This window comes from Clostridium perfringens (assembly GCF_016027375.1).
Classification (GTDB): Bacteria; Bacillota; Clostridia; order Clostridiales; family Clostridiaceae; genus Sarcina; species Sarcina perfringens.
Genome location: NZ_CP065681.1, coordinates 1,845,745 through 1,866,983 on the forward strand (window position 1 = coordinate 1,845,745; position 21,239 = coordinate 1,866,983).

Below are 21,239 nucleotides of genomic sequence, written 5' to 3' on the forward strand. Positions count from 1 at the left end.
GTCAAAGACTTTATATTATATTCATATGAGGTGAGATATTAATAAAATAAATGGAATATTAAAGAAAATAAAGGGAAATTATTGTATAATATAAAAAGACTACTAAAAAATATTTTTATAATATAAATAAAGAAAGGAATGTATAAGATGTTGGAAATCAGGATTGAAAAAGCATTTAATGGTGAATGTATTTGGTTACATTTTGGAGAAGAAAAAAAAACTAATATTATAATTGATTCTGGACCAGCAATGTTTGTTAATGGCTTTAGAGAAGTAATTGAAACTATAAAAAATCGAAATGAGAAGGTAGATTTACTAATATTTACTCATATAGATAATGATCATATATTAGGTTTTAATAATTATATAAAAAATAATGATTGTAGTATTATAAAAAAAATATGGTTGAATGGGAATGGAATTAGCGTATATAAAAAAAATCAATTACTTTCACCTAAAAATGTAGGAACATTGGTTGATGAAATAAAAAAGAAAAAAATATTCTTAGAAACTCTTGTGTATGAAGGATATGAAGAGGAAATTAACGAAGCTAAATTAAAAGTTATTTCGCCACAAAAAGAAGCGTTAATTAATGTGGCTGAATTGGTTGATAAATATAACCTGAATGGGAGTATAGAATACGTTAAAAGTTTAGATAGTTTATATCTAGAAGATAGTTATGATGAGGAAAATACAAGTACTAATAAAGCTTCAATTGCTTTTATATTTGAATATAATAATAAAAAAATAGCGTTTTTAGGAGATGCAGTTGCTACTGATATAATTAATGGATTTGATAAATATTATAAGAATTCTAAAGTAGATATTGTTAAGATTGCACATCATGGTAGTAAAAGAAATACTAATTGTGAATTAATAAAGAAATTAGGTGCACATAATTTTATTATTAGCAAGAAGAGTATTGTTCATAAGGAAACAATAGCGAGAATTGTTAATTGTTGTGAAAAATCGACGATATATTGCAATTATAATTGGTGGGATTCAGTAGGTTATTTTAATAAAAATGATAAGTTAAATTATATTGATAATAATAAATTGACTATACTAGAAAAGAATTTAATAGAGATTGTTGATGGGGAGGATATATAGGTGATAGATGATAAACTATTATATCTTTCAGTTAGAATAGAAGAAGATGTTGGAGAAGAAAGAAACGAAATATTAGGAAGTGGAGTATGGTGGCAACCTGAAAAAGATTCAGAATATATGTATGTATTTACTGCAGCACATGTTGTGAATAAAAAGAAAAATATAGTTGTTAGATATCTTGATAAAGATGAAGAAGAGAAAACTGTTAATATTGATGAAAATAATATAGCGTGCCACAAAGAGGCTAAATTTGGGGAGAAGATTTTACCATATAAAGATGTTGCGATTTTAAGATGTAAAAATATAAATATAAATATTCATTATCCATATAGAATTAATGGGATAGATAATTTGAGTGGTAATAGAAATCTAATTTTTAGAGGGTATCCGAACTCGTTACATCAAATAAGTTCATTTTGTTCATCTAATAAGCTAGCTTATGCTGTACTAGAGACTCCTGAAAAAATTAATAATAGATTTACATATAGATTAGATACTTCTTTAGGAATTAAACCTTTTGAGGCTAATGATCAGATAATCGGATTTTCTGGATCGGGAATATTTTTAAATGATAATTCTGAATTGCTACTTTTAGGGATACATAGCAATAGTTTAGGGGATGATGTAACTTTAAATACTTGTAGTGGAATGGATGCAAAATTATTAATTGAAATATGTAAGGATAATAATTGGGACATTCCAGATGAAGCTGGTAATATAAACGGAGAGTTATTTGATGCAGTTTATAATTTTCAAGAAGAAATTGAAAATGATTGTTTAGAAGACGTTATGAAAGAAATAATTAATTCTAATTATGAAGAATTAATTAAAAGTGATTTTTGTGGAATATCAAAAGAATGTGAAAAAAAGGATTGTCATTATGAATGTCAAACATTTAGAAATAATTTATTAATTATATTATGTATATTAAAGTATATAAATAAAGTTGAAGAATTTTCAAAACTAAAATTGACTGAACAAGAAAAATTAATTCCCATAAAATATATATGTTGTGATGGTGATAGTAGTATGAGTAGAGTTACTTTATCTAATTTTATTGAATCTTTAAAAACAGATTATTTAAAAAGGAATAAAGTTGATGATTTTAGTTTAATATTGTGGGGGACTAGAAAAGGAATAAAAGGTAAGGAAAAATGTTGTACGGCTAAACAATTTAAAAAAATTGTAAGGGATATCAAAGAGCCAACTGCTTCAAAAAACCAATTTGATATAAAAAAAGGATTTATTCAAACACAACAGCTATCAGTTATACCTATAATAGAATTAATTGAAAATATTGATGAAGATACATTAGAAGATATGATTAATATTATCAAAACCACTATACAGAATTAAAATAGGAGAAAGATAATTATGAATGTTATAAGTAAGTATATTGAATTAATAAAAGAAAATATAGAATGCAATAATTTAAGAGTATATCATTTTGAAGAAAAAATTAAATGCAATAATAAAGGAGAATATACAGTTAATATAATAAGTTGTGAATTTAGTAGTGAAAAAGACTTAGGTGATAATTGGAAAATGATAGTTGATAATGTTGCTTTATATGTACAAAGTAATTTAGAAAAATACATAGAGCTATATAATGTATATGTAATATTTTTTATGAATAATATTGATGAGCAGTTAGTATCTAGAATAGAACAAGATAAGTATTCATCAAGAAAAATAGTAATTAAAAGTGATATGCCAGAAAATACAGAAGAAATAGAATCCATTATAAGTAATAGATTATTTTATTTTAATATAGAAAAAGCTGATAGTTTTTTTTCTATAGCAGATATATTATCAAAAAATGAAAGGAAACTTTATGAGTGTTTAAAAAACAAAGAAAGTATAAAAGAAGAGGATATTGATGAAATCGTAGAAATATTAAATTCAAATGAAACAGGTGGTGAATTAATTGACTAAAATAGAGCAAATAAAGTTAACTAATTTTCGTGCATTTGAAGACAAGTTTAATACTGTGGATTTTAATAATAAGGATGGAATGCCAGCAGATTTTATATGTATTTATGGACAAAATGGGATGGGAAAGACATCTTTCTTTGATGGTGTAGAATGGTTTTCTACGGGGAAGTTATATAGGTTTGAAGAAAATGATATAAATAAAGAAATAAAAAAATATAAAGGATATATTCTTTCAAATAGAAAAATAGAAAATAATAATGTTAAGTCATATGTTGAAGTTAAATATTCGAATAAATCTATAAGTAAAAGAACTGTAAGAAGAGCAAAGAAAGATATAGAAGAAAAGGGATATAGAGATTATAATAGGGGGAAGTTGAGTGGTAATAATATAAATAAGATTTATATAGATGAGAAGCAAATATTAGCACATGATAAAATAGATAGTTTTGTTTTTGCAAAGACTCCTAGTCAGAAATATGAAGATTGGGGTAATTTTTGGGATAGTGATAAAAGTCAACGAATGTTTTTTGCTAAGATATATAGTATTAAAAAGTTAATTACAAAAAGAATAGAAACAATTGAAAAGTTAATTAATGAAGCTAGTTGTGAGTTAGAAAAGTTATTATTAAGTGATGAAAAAATAGAGGAAATAAATAATAAAATTGAAGATTTTAATAAAATAGAACAAGTGAGTGAAATTAAATTAAGTAAATTGATGAAAAGTAGAAATAAAATACTTAATATTCTTGATTCGAAAGAAATAATTCAATATAAAAATACCTTTAACAAAGTCATTGATAAAGAAGATTTAATTAAAGAAAAAGTATTATATCTTATAAAATTTTATAACAAGTATTACACTGATAAAAGGAATAATATAGAATATAAAATGAAAAAAATTAAAGTTGAAGTTGATGAGTATGAAGATTTGGATAAAGCAGGTATTTTATGGTTTGAAGAATATAAAGAATGGAAGAAAACAGAATCTAATATTGAACTTAACAATAATCAAATTAAAATTAAACAACAAACCTTTAAATTAAAGAATAATAAATTAACTGAAGTTAATGAAGTAATTAAAATCTTAATAGATAAGATTAAGAACATAGAAGATGAAGAAGAAAATATTCTCTATAAAACTAGGGTGATTGAAGAAAAAATAAAAGAGTTATCAAATAAGCAATCTAAATATAGAGAAAATTTATATTATTTAGAGAAAATTAAAACTTTAAAACAAAAGAATCAAGACATAATGAGCAATTTAGAAGAGGCAAAAATAAAAGATGAAAATAATGATTTTGATATATATATAATGTCAATATCTGAATATGATGAAAAATTTTTGGATTTAAGAAAAAGATATATTATGGAATATAAAAAAATAACAGAACAAATTAATGAAAAGTCTCAAGAAGTAATTAAAAATAAAAAAATATATGATTTATTCAAGAAAAACTTTGATGAATTAGAAAAAATACTTATAGAGGTTAAAGGATATATTGATAAAGAAAAGTTAAGTGCATGTCCAGTATGTCATACTCCATTTGATGATGTCGGAATATTATTAGGGAAAATTAATTTAAATGAACAAAGCAAGCATTGTAAAAGATTATATGATAAATATAAATTAAGTTTGGAAGCAGAGCAGGCAGAGTTGAAAAAGAAAAAAATACTTATAATAAATTGGAATGAAGAGTGTGAAGATTATAAAATTAGTCTTGGAAAACAAAATTCTGATTATGCAAGTGAATTTGCTCAAATTACACATGAAAGTAAAAAAATTAAAAAAGAAATTGAACATGAAGAGCAAAATATTAAGATTTTTAAAGAAGAATTAAATGAAATAGATAAATATGAAGGAGTAATTTCTGAAACTTTAATAAAAGAATGGTTAAATATAATAAAAGATAAATATAAAAACGAATTAGGTATTAAAATAAAAGAAATGAATGAAATATCAAAAGCGGTGAGGAAATTAGAAAAAGATATTGAGAATTTTAAAAATATTATAGATGAATTAGAAAGTAGAAGTGATAATTTTTATAAAAACGAATATAATAAAGTTTTGCTTAATAAAGTAAATCAAATTAATAATAAAAAAAATAATAAAATAATGGAATGGAGTTATTTCAAATCATACTATGAGTTATTAAAAAAACAAATAATAAAATTTGAAAAAGAAAATACAATAATTAGTGATTATCTTATAGGATATGAAAAATATGAAAATGATAGCCAGTGTGGGCAAGAAAATTTTACTTACATAGAATCTACTTATAGTGATTATATGCTACAAATATTTAATAATAATTATATTAAATTCAATGAATTAAAAAATTATATTATTAATAAAGATAAAATAATAAAAGATATAAAAGTAAAAGTTGATATATTAGATTATTTAAACAATGAATTATGTAATTCTGACTATAATATTAAGTATAATGAATTAAATGAATTAATAAAAATGAAAAAAATAAAATTAAAAAAATATGAACTAAGCAAAAATAAAATTGATAAGATATTTATTAATCTTAAAAAGTATATAGAAGAAAATATAGAAAATGTATTAGGTAGTAAATCAATGAATCAAATATATTCAATAATAGAACCTAATAAGGAATTTAGTAGATTAAAGATTGAAGTGGGATTTTCTAATAAAGGAAAAAACCAGGAAGAAGATATACCAGAATTATATTTAAAGACCTACGGAGAAAATAATCAAACAATTTTACCAGAATATTTTTTTAGCACTGCGCAATTAAATACAGTTGCATTAAGTATATTTTTAGGACAAGCATTATCTATGGATTTAAAAGTAAAAACAATTTTTATAGATGATCCAGTAGGACATTTTGATGATATTAATGTTTTAGCTTTTGTGGATCTACTAAGGAATATAATTGTGGATGGAAAATGGCAAATTGTAATTTCTACTCATGATGAATCATTTTTTAATTTATTAAAGAATAAAATATCGGATGATTATTATAATTCAAAATTTATAACATTTAGTTCAATAGGTAAATTATCTTATAGGTAAAAATATATAATAATGTAGGTTGGAATTTAAAAAGGGTATTTTCCAACTACCAAATTAGCAATTCTAGAATAAAACAAAGGCAGTCACTTATTTTAATTGATTACCTTTGTTTTTTATTAATTCTTAACTAATATTATTTAACTTTTACTAAATACTTTATGACAGTAGATTCCTATCTTTTGTGATATATATCCTAATACGTTTCCACAAAGTAGTGCTGGTATTACAGCTTGCCAATTTCCGTTTAATCCAAAGGTTGAGAAGCAGCCACAGAATGCTCCAGAGATAAATTCGAATTTTTTAAGCTTGGCTTGTATTACCATCATAAAAGAGAAAAAGGCTGTTAAAAAATAAGACCAATATTCATTTGGGAAAATAGATGATCCTTTTATAATAAGCAGGGCGTAAATAATTCCTGTTGCATTTGAGCAAAGGGATCTAAAAAGTCCTTTAGCCATTCCACCTGAGGAATAATAACTAGTCCAACCAACAAAGCCAGTCCAACTTACCATTCCAAATACTGCTGCCATCCATGCCCAAACTCCAGATAGTACACCAACACTGATAGCCACATATACAAGTACGTCCATAGAAAAATATCCTCCTCATTAGTATCTTATAAACTTAATCTTAATGTTTTGTATCGTACCTTAATATTTTATCCAAAAGTAAACCTTTAATCAACTTATTAATGTGTTAAAATATAAATAGTTTACAATAGATATTTTCTAAAGTAGAAATAGGTTTTAGCTTAAGGGGATTCCAAAGAGGAGACATAAATTTTGATTTAAGATGTTTCTACAGGGGAAATAGATTTTCCCTTAAGATATTTTGAAAAGAGGAAATAGAATTTGCCTTAGAGGATTTAAGCGAATTTTGCTTTAGAGGATTTAGAAAGAGAATTAGTTTTAAAGAGATTAAGAGATAAATAAAAAAGTTAAAGGTAAATTAAAAATAACCTATATATATTTGAAAAAATAATTTTATTTATAGGAGTAGTATTTTAATATTATCTGTAAAGGAGAGCTTATGGAAAATACATGGGAGAAAAAGTGGGTAGAGGACATTGAGTATTTAAAAGAAGAGCTTAAGAAAAGGCATAATAATCTATTTGCTTATACAGCGGAAGAAAGTTTCAATGAAAAGATAGAGAATTTAAAAAGCATGGTTAATGACTTAGATTATGAGGAGATGAAGGTTGAAATATCAAGGGTTGTGGCTTCTTTAAAGGATGCTCATACTTCACTTATATTTCCTGCTAAAAGGTTTATTCCTTTAAAGTTTTATTATTTTAATGAGGGAGTATATATTATAAATACCTGCAAAGGGTATGAAAAGCTCTTATTTAAGAAGGTTTTAGCCCTTGGTGATATGAAGATAGAAGAGGTTTTAGAGGAACTTTCTAATATTATTTCCTTTGAGAATGAGTATTTCTTTAAGGCTCAAAGCATGAAATATATGCAAATAGCAGAGGTTTTATATGGACTTTTAATAATTGATAATATGGATAAAATAAAAATAACCTTAGATGAGGGAGAATATGAGGTTTCAACCTGTTCCTTTGAGGATTTAGTTTATACAAATGAAAGACTTCCTATGTATGCTAAAAATGATTCTGAGAATCTTTGGTTTGAAGTTTTGGAGAGTGGAGAGTTATACATAAAATATAATAGTTGTAGGGAACAGGGAGAGGAAAGCATAGGGAAAAAGATTGAAAATATACTATGCCTAATTGAGAAGAAAAATATAGAAAAGGTAACTGTAGATTTAAGAAATAACTTAGGGGGAGATTCAACACTTTTTACTCCCTTAATAGATTATTTAAAGTATAATAAAAAGATAAATAAAAAGGAAAATTTAAAAGTTATAATAGGAAGAGAAACTTTTTCTTCAGCCCTTTTAAATGCTTATACCTTTAAAAATAGTACTAATGCAAAAATAATAGGGGAACCTAGTGGAGGAAAGCCTAATTGTTATGGGGAAATCCTAAGGCTTACTCTTCCAAATAGTAAGCTTGTAATTACTTATTCTACAAGATTTTATAAACTTATAGAAGATGATTTAGTTATGGCCCTTTATCCAGAGGAGATTCTTTTAGAGTCTATAGAAGATTATATAAATGTATAATTTATCAATAAGACAACTAAAGGGGAGGAAAATAGTTAGAAGAAAAAATTTTTAACATATGTAACTATGCCAGAATGCATATTAAGCTAAAGTCACAAATAGTTTAGTATTATATAAATACACAATTTCTTAAAGAAGCAGACTGTAATATTATTTAAAGTATAATTTTTTATAACCACATGAATATGTTATATAAATATATTCATGTGGTTTTTTTATGGAAATTTGATTCTTATAAATTAAGATGATATAATTACCTAGGTAATTATTGCCTAGGTAATTAAATGAAAGGAGGAATAAAATTGAATTTATATGGGCATAAAGTGAATCAACTAGCTAGAAATTTTACTAAGAAATTAAATGAGAAGATTGCTCCTCTTGGGCTATATTCATCACAGTGGGGTATTATATTATATTTACATGAAAAAAAGCAGTGTACTCAAATTGAACTAAGCCAATATCTTGGAGTAGAGGCTCCAACAATTACTAGAACCCTAAGTAGAATGGAGAAAATGGGCTTAGTTATTAGAACTGAGGGAAAGGATAAGCGTGAAAGAATTATAAATTTAACAGAAAAGTCTTATGAAATGTTTCCTAAATGGTTTGAAGAAGCTAAGAATATAGAGGTAGAGGCTATAAGTAATATTAATAAAGAAGAATTAGAGATTTTTAATAGTGTTTTAGAGAAAATGATGAACAATTTAGATTAAGAAACTTAAGTTTAATGGAAAATTTAAATTAAAAAAGGAGTGTACATGGATAAAACTATAATAAAGCAATTATTTAAGATTAATAAAACTCCTTTTCCTTGGCAAAAAGCAATAAATGCTGGGATCTGTGCAGGATTTCCAGTGCTTATAGGAGTTTTAATAGGAAAAATTCCTTTAGGATTATTAGGTGGAATAGGAAGTTTTTCATATTTATATGTTATAAATGAGCCTTATGCTCAGCGTGGTAAAAAAATATTTTTTGCAGCCCTTGGTATTAGCTTGTCAGTTGCCTTAGGAACTTTATTAGCTCCCTATCCCATTCTTATTATATTAACGGTAGGTTTAATTGGAGGAGTTGCAATTTTTATATTTGGTGTTTTAAAAATACCAGGACCTTCTTCAATGTTCTTTGTATTAAGTTTTTTAGTGTCAACAGGAATGCCTGTTAATCAGTCAGAAGCATTTATAAGATTTTTTGTTGTTCTTATGGGAGGGCTTTTTGCATGGTTAATGAGCATGAAGGGATATTTTTTAAATCCACATGGTCCTGAAATAAAAGTTATTAAAAGACTTTATTTAACCTTAGCAGATTTTAGTGAAGATATTGGAAATGAAGATATTAATGATATAAGAAACAAAACTGTTATTGCTTTAAGGGAAGCAGAGGAAATTCTTTTAACTGGATATATTCCATGGAAGAATTCATTCTTATTTAATAGATTATACCTTTTAAATGAAGAGGGTAATAAATTGTTTTTAGAAATGCTTGAGTTGCATGTTAATAAAAACAAGAAGTTGCCAAAAGAACTTAGTAATATGATAAGAAAATTAGCTATGGCAATTGACTTTAAGGATGGAGACAAGCTTAAGATAGATTCTTATGAAAACTTAGATATGGATTATAATAAGTTTTTACAAATAATTTATGATACTGAAGCTATTATTAACTTACCATTAACATATATTGGAAAAAGCATTAAAATTTCAAAGACGTCATTAATGAGTAAGGTTAAAAGAGCGTGTAATAAAGATTCAATAGTATTTATTAATGCTATTAGATATGGGGTTGTTCTTTCTATATCAGCTATAATAGCCTTTAGTTTTCCTTTTTCAAGACCCTACTGGATACCTTTATCCTGTGCTGCTGTCATGTCAGGTTCAACTATTATATCAACCTTTCATAAATCTATTCAGAGATCCTTTGGTACAATTATTGGAGTAATAATAGCTACTATTATTTTAAAAACAAATCCAAATGGTTTTATAATAGTTATAATTAATATGATTTTAACAGCTTTAACAGAGCTTTTTATTGTAAAAAATTATGCCATAGCAGTAATGTTTATTACGCCAAATGCTTTACTTATAGCAGAGACTTCAACACAAATACATAATATTACTTATTTTGCAATAGCACGTATTACTGATATAATGGTAGGTTCTTTAATAGGTTTAATAGGTATTTATATTTTTGGACGACGCTCAGCTTCTAGTAGATTAAAGGATTTAATAGTAAAGTTAATACATAGTCAAAAGAATTTATTAGTTCTTCTATCAACCAATGATAAAGAAATTAACAATAAAAAGATAAAAGATATGAAAGAAAAAATGGGTGTAGACTTAATGAATCTTAAGGTGGCATATAACACTGCCTTAGGGGAAGTTCCTCGTAATGAGGAAATGCTTGAAATGCTATGGCCTGTATTCTTTTCCTTAGAGCATATTAGTTATTTACTTTCTAAGTATTGTGAGACTAAGAAATATTTAAATTTATCTGATGAGGAATTAGCCCAATTATTACTTGTATTAGAGAAAATAGCAATATCTATTGAGCAGGGAATAGATATAAAACCTAAAAAGGTTCCTAATATAAAAGAAATATCTCAAATTTGCGAAGAATTTAATTCTATACAAAGGGTATTTTATATTAAATCTCATAAATAATAGAGTTTATTTATTATGTTCAACCTTAACTTTTAAATTAAAATTTAAGGTTGAACATTTTTTAATAAAATTTTAAAAATGCATAAAAATGCGTATTTGGATGTTCGAAACGTATTCATATGGTTAAAATTAAAATAAGTTTTATTTCTTCTTTCAATTTTAATATTATTAAGCCTTTACATATATTTAAAAGAAATTTATAATTGAAATGTTTATAAATGTGTCGAAAAGATGTACGAATTAATATTTTTTTAAAAAATAAAACTGAATAAGGATTTTTTTGAGAAATATTAAAAACAATCTACTAAAAGTGTATTTATTGTACCATATGCACAAGATAATAATATTAAACTTATGGTATGTAACAAGGAGGAAAAAATGAAATATATTATTGGAGTTGTAGGATTAATTGTTATTTTAGCACTTGCGTGGATTGGAAGTAGTGATAAGAAGAATATAAAATATAAACCTATATTTTTAATGCTTATTTTACAATTCGTATTAGGATTTATACTGCTAAATACTCAAGTAGGAAATTATTTAGTTGGAAGTATAGCAAATGGTTTTGATGTGCTTCTTGCATGTGCAGGAGATGGAGTAAACTTTGTATTTGGTGGACTAGTTAATAATGATCAATTTTCGTTCTTTATTAGTGTTCTTTTACCAATAATCTTTATTTCTGCCTTAATTGGTATTTTACAATACTTAAAAATACTTCCTTTTGTAATTAAATACATAGGCTTAGTTTTAAGTAAAATTAATGGCATGGGTAAATTAGAGTCTTACAATGCTGTAGCATCAGCTATACTTGGACAATCAGAAGTATTTATTTCTGTGAAAAAAGAACTTGCTTTATTACCTAAACATAGATTATATACTCTTTGTGCATCAGCAATGTCAACAGTATCAATGTCTATAGTTGGTTCTTACATGGTTTTATTACAACCTAGATATGTTGTAACAGCAATTGTTCTTAATTTATTTGGTGGATTCATTATAGCATCAGTTATAAATCCATATTCTGTATCAGCAGAAGAGGATATTTTAGTAGTTGAGGATGAAAAGAAACAAACTTTCTTTGAAGTACTTGGTGAATATATCTTAGATGGATTTAAGGTAGCAGTTATAGTAGCAGCTATGTTAGTTGGATTTGTAGCAATCATTGCTGTAATAAACATGATTTTTAGATCAATCTTTGGAATGAGCTTCCAAGAGATACTAGGATATGTATTCTCACCTTTTGCATTCTTAATGGGTGTACCTTTAAATGAGTCAATACAAGCTGCCAGCGTAATGGCAACAAAGCTAGTATCTAATGAGTTTGTTGCAATGAATTTATTATCAAGTGGAACTTTAAATTTATCAGCAAGATCAATTGGTATTGTTTCAGTATTTTTAATTTCTTTTGCAAACTTCTCATCAATTGGAATTATTTCAGGAGCAGTAAAGGGGCTTAACCAAGAACAAGGAAATGTAGTTGCACGTTTCGGACTTAAACTACTATATGGTGCAACATTAGTAAGTATGTTAACAGCAACTATTGTTGGATTAATTATATAAATAAATTAAGTTTGTTTAGTTTATATAGTAAAATGTAATGAGAAATGAAAACAGCAATAATATTTAAAATATTATTGCTGTTTTTTATGTAGAAATATTTTTAAAAGTTTAAATTATTCTTTTTTTCTTGCTTTAATTTTAAAAGTACTATATTGAGATGGGATATAGTATTTGTTAAATAATATAGGAGGGGAATAATCATTAGCATATAATGTTTCTAAGACTAAATCGCATTGATTTCCTCCAACAAGCTTATATTTTGGATTTAAGGAGTTACCAGCAGAGGAATGCTTTATTTCTAATATAGAACTTTCTGATATTTCATAGGATTTATGTTCAAGAAAGTCTAGTAGCTCACTTTCATTATTTAAATCTATTTTAAGTTCTTTTATGGTTTCAACAGATATAAAGGTAAAAGCGTAGGCTAAAACTTTATTTTTGCTTTTATAATAACGTTCACAAGCAACTACTGCTGTGGAATCCTTTTCTAAAACCTGTTTAGTATAATCACTATCAAGTTCTAAGCGGAATACAAATTCAATATCTTGAATTTTTTCAGTATGACACTTGTATATAGGATTTCCTATTAACTCTAAGAAATCTCTTTTAGCACATTTTTCTGGAGATATTATAAAATTCCCTTTACCTCTTATATTTTTTACTAAACCGTCATCTTGTAGTAAAGCAAGTGCTTGACGCAAAGTCATTCGGCTAACCCCAAAGCTTTTTGCAAGTTCAGGCTCAGAGGGTAATTTTGAATTTAAAGGGTATTCCCCATTAATAATCATTTTATATAACTTATCATATACAGATGTATAGAGCAATTTTTTTGAAGTTTTAGTATCTTTTGTAGTGAGTTTCATCTTAACACCTTACTTATTTATAAAATTTATATTATATACAACCTTTAACAGAAATAGTATATCATAAATTTCTATTTATTTGAATTAATAGAGAATTATTTTTAAGTAGAGATGATAAAAATATACAAGTTAAAATAAGGTAAATTATATATATTATAGGATAAAACATAAAAATAAGGGATAAAATAAAGCTTTATAAAGGGTATTGAAATTGAAATAAAGATATGATAGTATTAACTTGTCTAAAAAATAAGCAAAACTTAGACAAGTTTACTTACTGCTAAACAAGTTGATTTTAGTATGTTCTGTAAACGATTATTGAGGGAGGATGAAGTAAAAAGAGTAGACAAGTTTATAATGATTATTAGTAAGCTATTATTTAAGAAGCACAAATGAAAAAGAAAAGAGAGGATTTAAAATGGACATTTCACTTAATACTTTAGAAAATGTTGAAGAAGTAAAAATAAAAAAAGCGGTACCTGCTGTATTAGCTTTAATGATTTTTGCTTTAGTTATTGACAACTCATTTAAAATTATTTCACCAGATTTGGCTAAAGCTTTTAACATATCAGCCACTGCTGTTAGTTGGCAAGTAACTTTAGCTGGATTAGTTATTGGTATTGGAGCTGTTGTATATGCTTCTTTATCTGATTCAATAAGTGTTAGAACCTTATTGGTACTAGGAATTATATTAATATGTGTTGGTTCACTATTAGGATTTATTTTTCAGAAATCATTTTTAATTATTGTTATTTCAAGAATAATTCAGTCAGCTGGATTAGGAAGTGCAGAAACATTATATGTAATATTTATAGCAAAGTATTTTAAAGAGAGTGAACATAAAAAATACTTAGGATTTAGTACAAGTAGTTATGCTATTTCACAGGTAATTGGTACAATTACTGGAGGATATATCTCAACATATTTAAGTTGGCAAGTACTATTTTTAATTCCATTATTAACTTTAGTAATATTACCTTTTATATTAAAATATATTCCTAAGGAAAAGAATAAAGCTGGTAATGTGGATTATATAGGATTTATATTAGTTGCAACAGTTGCAGCAACATTAATGATCTTTGTTTCAGGATTCCAATGGGGAGTTTTAATAGGATTTATAGTTGCACTTGCATTATTCCTTATATACATAAGTAAAAATGAAAATGCTTTTATAAGCATTAAGTTTTTCACAAATAGAAATTTTATATCAGTATTACTTGTAGCCTTTGTTATATACAGTGTACAACTTGCATTTATATTTATGTTCCCATTCTTAGTTGAATCTATATACAATTATAGATTAGACCAAATTTCATTACTTTTAGTTCCTTCATATGTTTTAGCTGCTACTGTAGGAGCTTTATCAGGAAAGGTTTCTAAGAAAATAGGAAGTAAGCAATGTATTCAAATGGCTATAGTAGGTATAATAGTGAGTCTTATTATAGGAGCTTTATTTGTAAAAACATCAGTTTTAGTATTTATTTTTGTAATGATACTATTCTCAAGTTCTTTTGCTTTAATGTATGCACCTATGATTGATACATTAACAAGAACAATACCTAAGGAAAAAACAGGAACTGCTATTGGTTTCTATAATTTCTGTTTAAATATAGCTACTTCAATAGGAATAACATATGTAGCAATATTTATGGAAACTAAGTATTTAGGAAAGAACTTTACTGGACTTTTCAGTGACTTAGTAGCTATACAATATAGTAATGTTTTACTAGTATTAGCAGTTATATCTTTAGTAGCACTTGTATTATACTGGACTTTAATCGGAAGAAGAGAGAAAAAGGACATATAAATAAAACTTTAAAATTTTATAAAGAATAGTTTTAAAAAACTAAGTGTTAAAGAGCCTATAGGGTGGTCCATTTAAAAGACTATCTTATAGGTTTTTTGTTTATAAAATTTTAGTGGATTATAAATCTATTAAGTTTTTGGATAAATTATTAAAAAAAATGCTTATTTATATTAAATTTATTATAAAGACTATAAAATTAAAAGAAATTATGATATTATAACTTTAAAAAAAATGGGCAAAATTAGAGAAATCTAATGACGCAAAGCTATAGGGACTAAGGTTTATAACTATGTCAGCCAGTTGCCAAAGAGTGCATTAAGCTTTTTGTTTTATATTAATTATGGAGGAGGGTGTAGGTTAAAAATTTAAAATTTATTTTGTACAAGCTTATATTAAATTGTAAGTAGAAATGCACTTCTGAGGGGAAAGTCAATCAGGAGGAGAGAAAAAATGAATAAGAGAAAAATAGCAGCTATAATTTTAGCTACGATGATTACAAATCTTTCTGCTACAACAATTGATGTTTTAGCACAGGAATTAAACACTAAAAACAATTCTAAGGTAGAAGTTAGTCATGATGATGAATCACATCAAGCAAGGGTAAGTAAGTTTGATTTATATAATAGTGATAAATTAGACGCTTATAATCAAGAATTTCAAGTCAGCAGATCAAATATAAAATCCATAAATAATAATGGTGGAAAGTATAATAGTTCTACTATTGATAAAGCCATAGATGGCAATCTAGAAACTCATTGGGAAACAGGAAAACCTAATGATGCAAATTTCACAAACGAAGTAGTAGTTACATTTAATGAAATAACTAATATAGATAGAATTGTATATTCTGCAAGAAGAGACTCTGCAAGGGGAAAAGGCTTTGCAAAAGAATTTGAAATATATGCTTCTCTTAAAGATGAGGGAGATGATTTTAATTTAGTAAGCAGTGGAGAATATACAGAATCAACTAGAGATTTAGTTGAAATAAAGTTTAATCCAACTGACTTTAAAAGATTAAAGTTTAAGTTTAAAAAGGCTGACCAGAACTGGGCTTCAGCAGCAGAATTTATGTTTTATAAAGAAGATAAATTAAATGAAAAGTTTAATGGATTATTTACAGATTCTAGTATGAATAAAGTATCTGAGGAATTTAATACATTAGAGAAATTAAATGCCTTTGAGAATGAATTAAAAGATCATCCAATTTATGATTTATACAAGGAAGGACTAAATAATGCTAGAGCTATTTTAACAGAAACTTCTGAGAATCCTACTAAGGCAACTTTAGGACAAATAACATATAATCTTAATGATGATTATAATAATCAATATAGAATGCCTTATAAAAATATAAAAGCAATAAAAAATAATGGAAGACATTATGCTGCTCAAAATATTGAAAAGGCTATTGATAATGATGTAAATACTTATTGGGAAACAGGAACATTAAATAGTTCTTCTTTTAACAATGAAGTTGAGGTTGAGTTTAATGATTTAGTAACTTTAGATAGAATAGTTTATGGTTCTAGACAAAGTGACTTAAAGGGCTTTGCTGAAGAGGTTTATATATATGCTTCTAGAACAAGTAAAGGGGATACATATAAGTTAGTTGCTACAGGGGCTCATGAAGCTACTAAGGGATTAGTTGAAGCTAAATTTGAGCCTACAGAATTTAAAAGAGTTAAGTTTAAATTTAAGAAATCTAAACAAAATTCTGCAACTTTAAATGAATTAATGTTTTATAAACCAGATGAAGTTTATTCTTCAATACCTAAGCTTTTCACAGATGGTACTATGAGTGAACTTAGTGAAGAGTTTAATAGTTTAGAAAAAATAAATGCCTTTAAAGAAAAAGCTAAAAATCATCCATTATATAATGACTTTAACGAAACTATAGAATTAGCCGAATCATTAATTTCTAATCCAAGAAAAGAGGATGTACTTGAATTAGAAATGAGAGGAGATTCTATAAGTGAAGCTAAAAAGAGAAAGGTATGGAATTTCCAAGACTGGCAAATAACAGGACTATCTGCTAGAGCTGGAGATAAAATAACTGTATATGTGGATGTAGCAGAAGGTGATCCTACTCCAACATTATTATACAAACAATCTTTAACTCAACATGGTGGAGCAACAAGCTTCCAATTAAAGCCTGGTAAAAATGAAATAACTATACCAGAAATAAATTATGAATCTAATGGAATACCTAAGGATGTTATTCAAGGGGGAGATTTATTCTTCACTAATTACAAAAGTGATAGTCAAAAGAGAGCACCAAAGGTAAGAATAGAAGGTGCAAGCAAATATCCTGTATTTATTCTAGGAAAATCAGATGAAAATGAAGTAATGAAAGAGTTAGAAGCCTATGTTGAAAAAATTAAAGCAGAACCTAAGACTACTCCAAATATTTTTGCAGTAAGTTCTAACAAGTCATTAGAATTTGTACAAGCTACCTATGCTTTAGATTGGTATAAGAAAAACAACAAAACTCCAAAGTACACAGCGGAGCAATGGGATCAATATATAGCTGATGCTATGGGATTCTGGGGATTTGATAACTCAAAAGATGTTAATTCAGATTTTAATTTTAGAATAATGCCTATGGTTAAGAACCTTAGTGGTGGAGCATTCATGAATGCTGGAAATGGTGTTATAGGTATAAGACCTGGAAATCAGGATGCAATACTTGCAGCTAATAAAGGATGGGGTGTTGCTCATGAACTTGGACATAACTTTGATACAGGCGGAAGAACCATAGTAGAAGTAACAAATAATATGATGCCATTATTCTTTGAGTCTAAATATAAAACTAAAACAAGAATAACTGACCAAAACATATGGGAAAATAATACCTACCCTAAAGTTGGCTTAGATGATTATTCTAATAATGAGTTATATAATAAGGCTGACAGTACTCATTTAGCTCAGTTAGCGCCATTATGGCAATTATATTTATATGATAATACTTTCTATGGAAAGTTTGAAAGACAGTTTAGAGAAAGAGATTTTGGAAATAAAAATAGAGAAGATATATATAAATCTTGGGTTGTGGCAGCATCAGATGCTATGGAGTTAGATTTAACTGAGTTCTTTGCAAGACATGGTATTCGTGTTGATGATAAGGTTAAAGAGGATTTAGCTAAGTATCCAAAGCCTGATAAAAAGATCTATTACTTAAATGATTTAGCAATGAATTATAAAGGTGATGGATTCACAGAGAATGCAAAGGTATCTGTAAGCACAAGTGGTTCAAATGGTAATATAAAACTTTCATTCTCAGTAGATGATGAAAATAAAGATAATATACTTGGATATGAAATACGCAGATATGGAAAGTATGTAGGATTTACTTCTAATGATAGCTTTGTTGATACTAAATCTAATTTAGATGAGGATGGTGTATATGTAGTAACACCATATGATAGAAAGTTAAATACCTTAAATCCAATAGAGGTAAATGCATTGCAACCAACTTTATCTGTAAACCCAGTGATTACACTAGCTTTAGGTGAGGAGTTTAATGAAGAAGAATATATTGTAGCTAAGGACATAAAAGGTAATTCTCTAAGTGAATCTGTAAAAGTTAAATCAAGTAATGTAAATACTTCTAAAGTTGGAGAATATGAAGTTTTATATAGCTTAGAAGATTCTAAAGGCAATGAATACACTAAAACTTCTAAGGTTAATGTTGTAAGTAGAAAAGAGTATATGAGTGATTTAACTCCTAAACAATCTTCAAATGGATGGGGAACTGTTAGAAAAGATAAGAGCATAAGTGGAGGAGTAATAGGTCTTACAAGAGATGGAGACTTTGTTGACTATAATAAGGGATTAGGTCTTCATTCAAATGCAGAGTATGTATATGATTTAGAAGGAAAAGATTATGACTACTTTGAATCTTATGTAGGTGTTGATAAAGCAATGTCATCTAGACCAGCCTCTTCAGTTATTTTTAAAGTTTTAGTTGATGGAGAAGAAAAGTTTAATAGTGGAGTAATGAGAAGTACAACACCTCAAAAATATGTTAAGGTGGATGTAAAAAACGCTAAGGAGCTAAAATTAATAGTAAATGATGCTGGAGATGGAGATAGTTCAGATCATGCAAGCTTTGGAGATGCTAAATTAGCTACTTTATCTTCAAAACCAATAATTAAAGGTGAAAATTTAGCTTATAGTATGGATGAAAAAGTAGATTTAATGGAAGGAATAACTGCAACAGATATTGAAGATGGAAATATAACTTCTAAAATACAAATAAAATCTTCAGACTTTGTTGAAGGAAAGTCAGGAATATTTACAGTTGTGTACTCAGTAACAGATAGTGATGGATTAACCTCTGAATGTTCAAGAACTATAGCAGTTACAGATAAAGAAACTCAATTATCTGATTTAAATTGGAAATCTGCAACTATAGGCTCAGGTTCTGTAAGAAAAGATAGAGCAGTAAGTGGAAATCAAATAAGATTATTAAATGAAGATAATTCTGTTGAAACCTTTGCTAAAGGAATAGGAACTCACTCATATTCAGAAATAGTTTATAATTCAGAAGGGTATGATATCTTTGACACTTGGGTAGGTATTGATAGACATGTTGCAGACAAAAAAGTTTCTAGTGTTAAGTTTAAAGTATATGTTGATGGAGAATTAAAGGCTGAAACAGATGTAATGAGAATTGATACTCCAAAGAAACGTTTAGTTGTAGATGTAAGAAACTCTAAAGAGATTAAATTAGTAGTAGATGTAGCTGATAATGGAAACACTTGGGATCATGCAGACTGGGCAGATGCTAAGTTTAGAAATTTAGCAGAGTATGATACAACAGAGTTAAATAAGGCACTAGAAGAGGCTAAAAAATTAGACTTAAATAATTACACAGAAGAAAGTTCAGAAGCTTTAAAAAATGCAATATCAAAGGGAGAAGAAGCCTTACTTTCTAAGGATAAAGAGACAATAAATTCTGCCCTTGAAGAGTTAAATAAGGCAATGGATTCTTTAGTAAAAGTAGATTTAAATGCTGTTATTAATATACCAGATAAATATTTGCTTAAGTCAATTCAAAATCAATTAAATAAAACTGGAGATATAACTTTAGGGGACATGTACAGTTTAACTACATTAACATTAAGCGGAGTTGTTGATTTATCAGGCTTAGAAAATGCTAAAAATTTAGAAACTTTAAATATGGATTATAATGAAGTTAAAGACTTAAGACCTTTATCAAAATTAAAGAAGCTTAATACATTAAATGCACAAGAGCAATTTATTGCAGCAGGAGAGTTAAAGCCTTCTAATGGTAAAGTTATAGGTGACTCAAAAGTATATAATAGAGAAGGAAAAAATGTAGCTAAAACTATTAGAGTTGTTGATAAAAATGGAAATACAATTCTAGAACAAGATGCTAAAGATGAATTCACAATAAACACTAAGGATTTATCATCAGGATTATATGGTGTTCATGTATTATTTGAAGATGAAGGTTTTAGTGGAGTAATGTTCTATTTATTTAACGTATAATAAATGGAAAAATATAAAGTTATTTTGCTTATAAATTAATTTTATAATATAAAAGAACTAACTTTTTAAAATAATTTTAAGAAAAGATATGTTTAGAGTAGAGTCTATAGAGAGGGATTCTACTCTATATTTTTTTGTTTATGATACAATTCTAAGCTTAATATAAATTAAGAAGGAGTTTTTAATTTTATTTATAATTTTTAAATATTAAACTAAAAATAATAGGGTATCTAATAATAAATGTAATTTTTATAGGAGGTGATAAAAATGGGTAATAAAAATAGAAATAGTAAAAAGAAAATGGCATCTTTAGGTCTTAGAAAAGATGAAAATGGAGATTATAAGTATATTGACCCTAATGATACAACTTCAGAATTTGTTCCAGTAAGGAATCATGGAAGAAAGTCTTCTCATAATTAAATATATATTTATTAAAGAGTTTTTTATCATAAACCACACACCTGTACTTAAATTGGTGTGTGGTTATTTTATATTTAATGCTTTTTAAAGGAAATATTATTATATCTTCATTAAAATAATTTTTAATATTTTAAGTTATTTGTAATATATTGACATAAAAACATAAATATAGTAATATGTTGTGGAAATAAATTATATCAAATATA

Annotated in this window: 13 protein-coding genes and 1 riboswitch; of the genes, 11 read left to right on the forward strand and 2 right to left on the reverse strand. The window is 26.5% G+C overall.

The window, feature by feature from the left end:
* Nucleotides 1–147 precede the first annotated feature (147 nt).
* From I6G60_RS08930 to I6G60_RS08945, 4 genes are read left to right on the forward strand one after another with little or no spacing between them, the layout of a single operon-like run.
* Nucleotides 148–1,110 (forward strand): ComEC/Rec2 family competence protein, encoded by a 963-nt coding sequence (locus I6G60_RS08930; protein ID WP_057231512.1) that lies wholly within the window; start codon nucleotides 148–150, stop codon nucleotides 1,108–1,110.
* Entirely contained in the window at nucleotides 1,111–2,466 is a 1,356-nt protein-coding gene (locus I6G60_RS08935) for a serine protease (RefSeq protein ID WP_096071516.1), read from the forward strand.
* An 18-nt stretch (nucleotides 2,467–2,484) separates the two neighbouring features.
* Nucleotides 2,485–3,045 (forward strand): ABC-three component system middle component 1, encoded by a 561-nt coding sequence (locus tag I6G60_RS08940; protein ID WP_057231507.1) that lies wholly within the window; start codon nucleotides 2,485–2,487, stop codon nucleotides 3,043–3,045.
* Nucleotides 3,038–6,088, forward strand: a complete 3,051-nt coding sequence (locus I6G60_RS08945; RefSeq protein ID WP_057231505.1) for an AAA family ATPase — start codon at nucleotides 3,038–3,040, stop codon at nucleotides 6,086–6,088. The genes I6G60_RS08940 and I6G60_RS08945 overlap by 8 nt, the downstream gene beginning before the upstream one ends.
* A 137-nt stretch (nucleotides 6,089–6,225) precedes the next feature.
* Here I6G60_RS08945 and I6G60_RS08950 read toward each other — a convergent pair whose 3' ends face one another.
* A complete protein-coding gene (locus I6G60_RS08950) occupies nucleotides 6,226–6,678 on the reverse strand; it encodes a DUF1097 domain-containing protein (protein WP_057231503.1) in 453 nt (150 codons plus the stop codon).
* A 439-nt stretch (nucleotides 6,679–7,117) separates the two neighbouring features.
* On the opposite strand from I6G60_RS08950, the gene I6G60_RS08955 reads away from it, so the two are divergent.
* The 4 genes from I6G60_RS08955 (at nucleotide 7,118) to I6G60_RS08970 (ending at nucleotide 12,429) form a co-directional block, all read left to right on the forward strand.
* Nucleotides 7,118–8,215, forward strand: coding sequence for a S41 family peptidase (locus I6G60_RS08955; RefSeq protein ID WP_110016233.1), 1,098 nt, complete (start codon nucleotides 7,118–7,120; stop codon nucleotides 8,213–8,215).
* Nucleotides 8,216–8,517: 302 nt separating this feature from the next.
* Nucleotides 8,518–8,925 (forward strand): MarR family winged helix-turn-helix transcriptional regulator, encoded by a 408-nt coding sequence (locus tag I6G60_RS08960; RefSeq protein ID WP_110016234.1) that lies wholly within the window; start codon nucleotides 8,518–8,520, stop codon nucleotides 8,923–8,925.
* A gap of 45 nt (nucleotides 8,926–8,970) precedes the next feature.
* Nucleotides 8,971–10,869 (forward strand): FUSC family protein, encoded by a 1,899-nt coding sequence (locus tag I6G60_RS08965; protein ID WP_110016235.1) that lies wholly within the window; start codon nucleotides 8,971–8,973, stop codon nucleotides 10,867–10,869.
* 378 nt (nucleotides 10,870–11,247) lie between these two features.
* Entirely contained in the window at nucleotides 11,248–12,429 is a 1,182-nt protein-coding gene (locus tag I6G60_RS08970; protein WP_011590735.1) for a NupC/NupG family nucleoside CNT transporter, read from the forward strand.
* Nucleotides 12,430–12,542: 113 nt separating this feature from the next.
* Here the strand turns inward: I6G60_RS08970 and I6G60_RS08975 are convergent, their stop codons facing one another.
* The gene (locus tag I6G60_RS08975; RefSeq protein WP_003477901.1) at nucleotides 12,543–13,292 is read right to left on the reverse strand and encodes a GntR family transcriptional regulator; all 750 of its coding nucleotides are present in this window, start codon (nucleotides 13,290–13,292) and stop codon (nucleotides 12,543–12,545) included.
* Nucleotides 13,293–13,710: 418 nt separating this feature from the next.
* Between I6G60_RS08975 and I6G60_RS08980 the strand changes: the two genes are divergently transcribed.
* From I6G60_RS08980 to I6G60_RS08990, 3 genes are all read left to right on the forward strand, one after another.
* Nucleotides 13,711–15,099 carry an MFS transporter gene (locus tag I6G60_RS08980; protein ID WP_003465811.1) on the forward strand — a complete coding sequence of 463 codons (1,389 nt, stop codon included), beginning with the start codon at nucleotides 13,711–13,713 and terminating at the stop codon, nucleotides 15,097–15,099.
* A gap of 224 nt (nucleotides 15,100–15,323) precedes the next feature.
* Nucleotides 15,324–15,407: riboswitch (cyclic di-GMP riboswitch) on the forward strand.
* A 142-nt stretch (nucleotides 15,408–15,549) separates the two neighbouring features.
* On the forward strand, nucleotides 15,550–20,613 hold the full coding sequence (locus I6G60_RS08985) for an NPCBM/NEW2 domain-containing protein (RefSeq protein ID WP_197925243.1): 5,064 nt from the start codon (nucleotides 15,550–15,552) through the stop codon (nucleotides 20,611–20,613).
* 267 nt (nucleotides 20,614–20,880) lie between these two features.
* Nucleotides 20,881–21,033, forward strand: a complete 153-nt coding sequence (locus tag I6G60_RS08990; RefSeq protein WP_003456466.1) for a hypothetical protein — start codon at nucleotides 20,881–20,883, stop codon at nucleotides 21,031–21,033.
* Nucleotides 21,034–21,239: the final 206 nt, after the last annotated feature.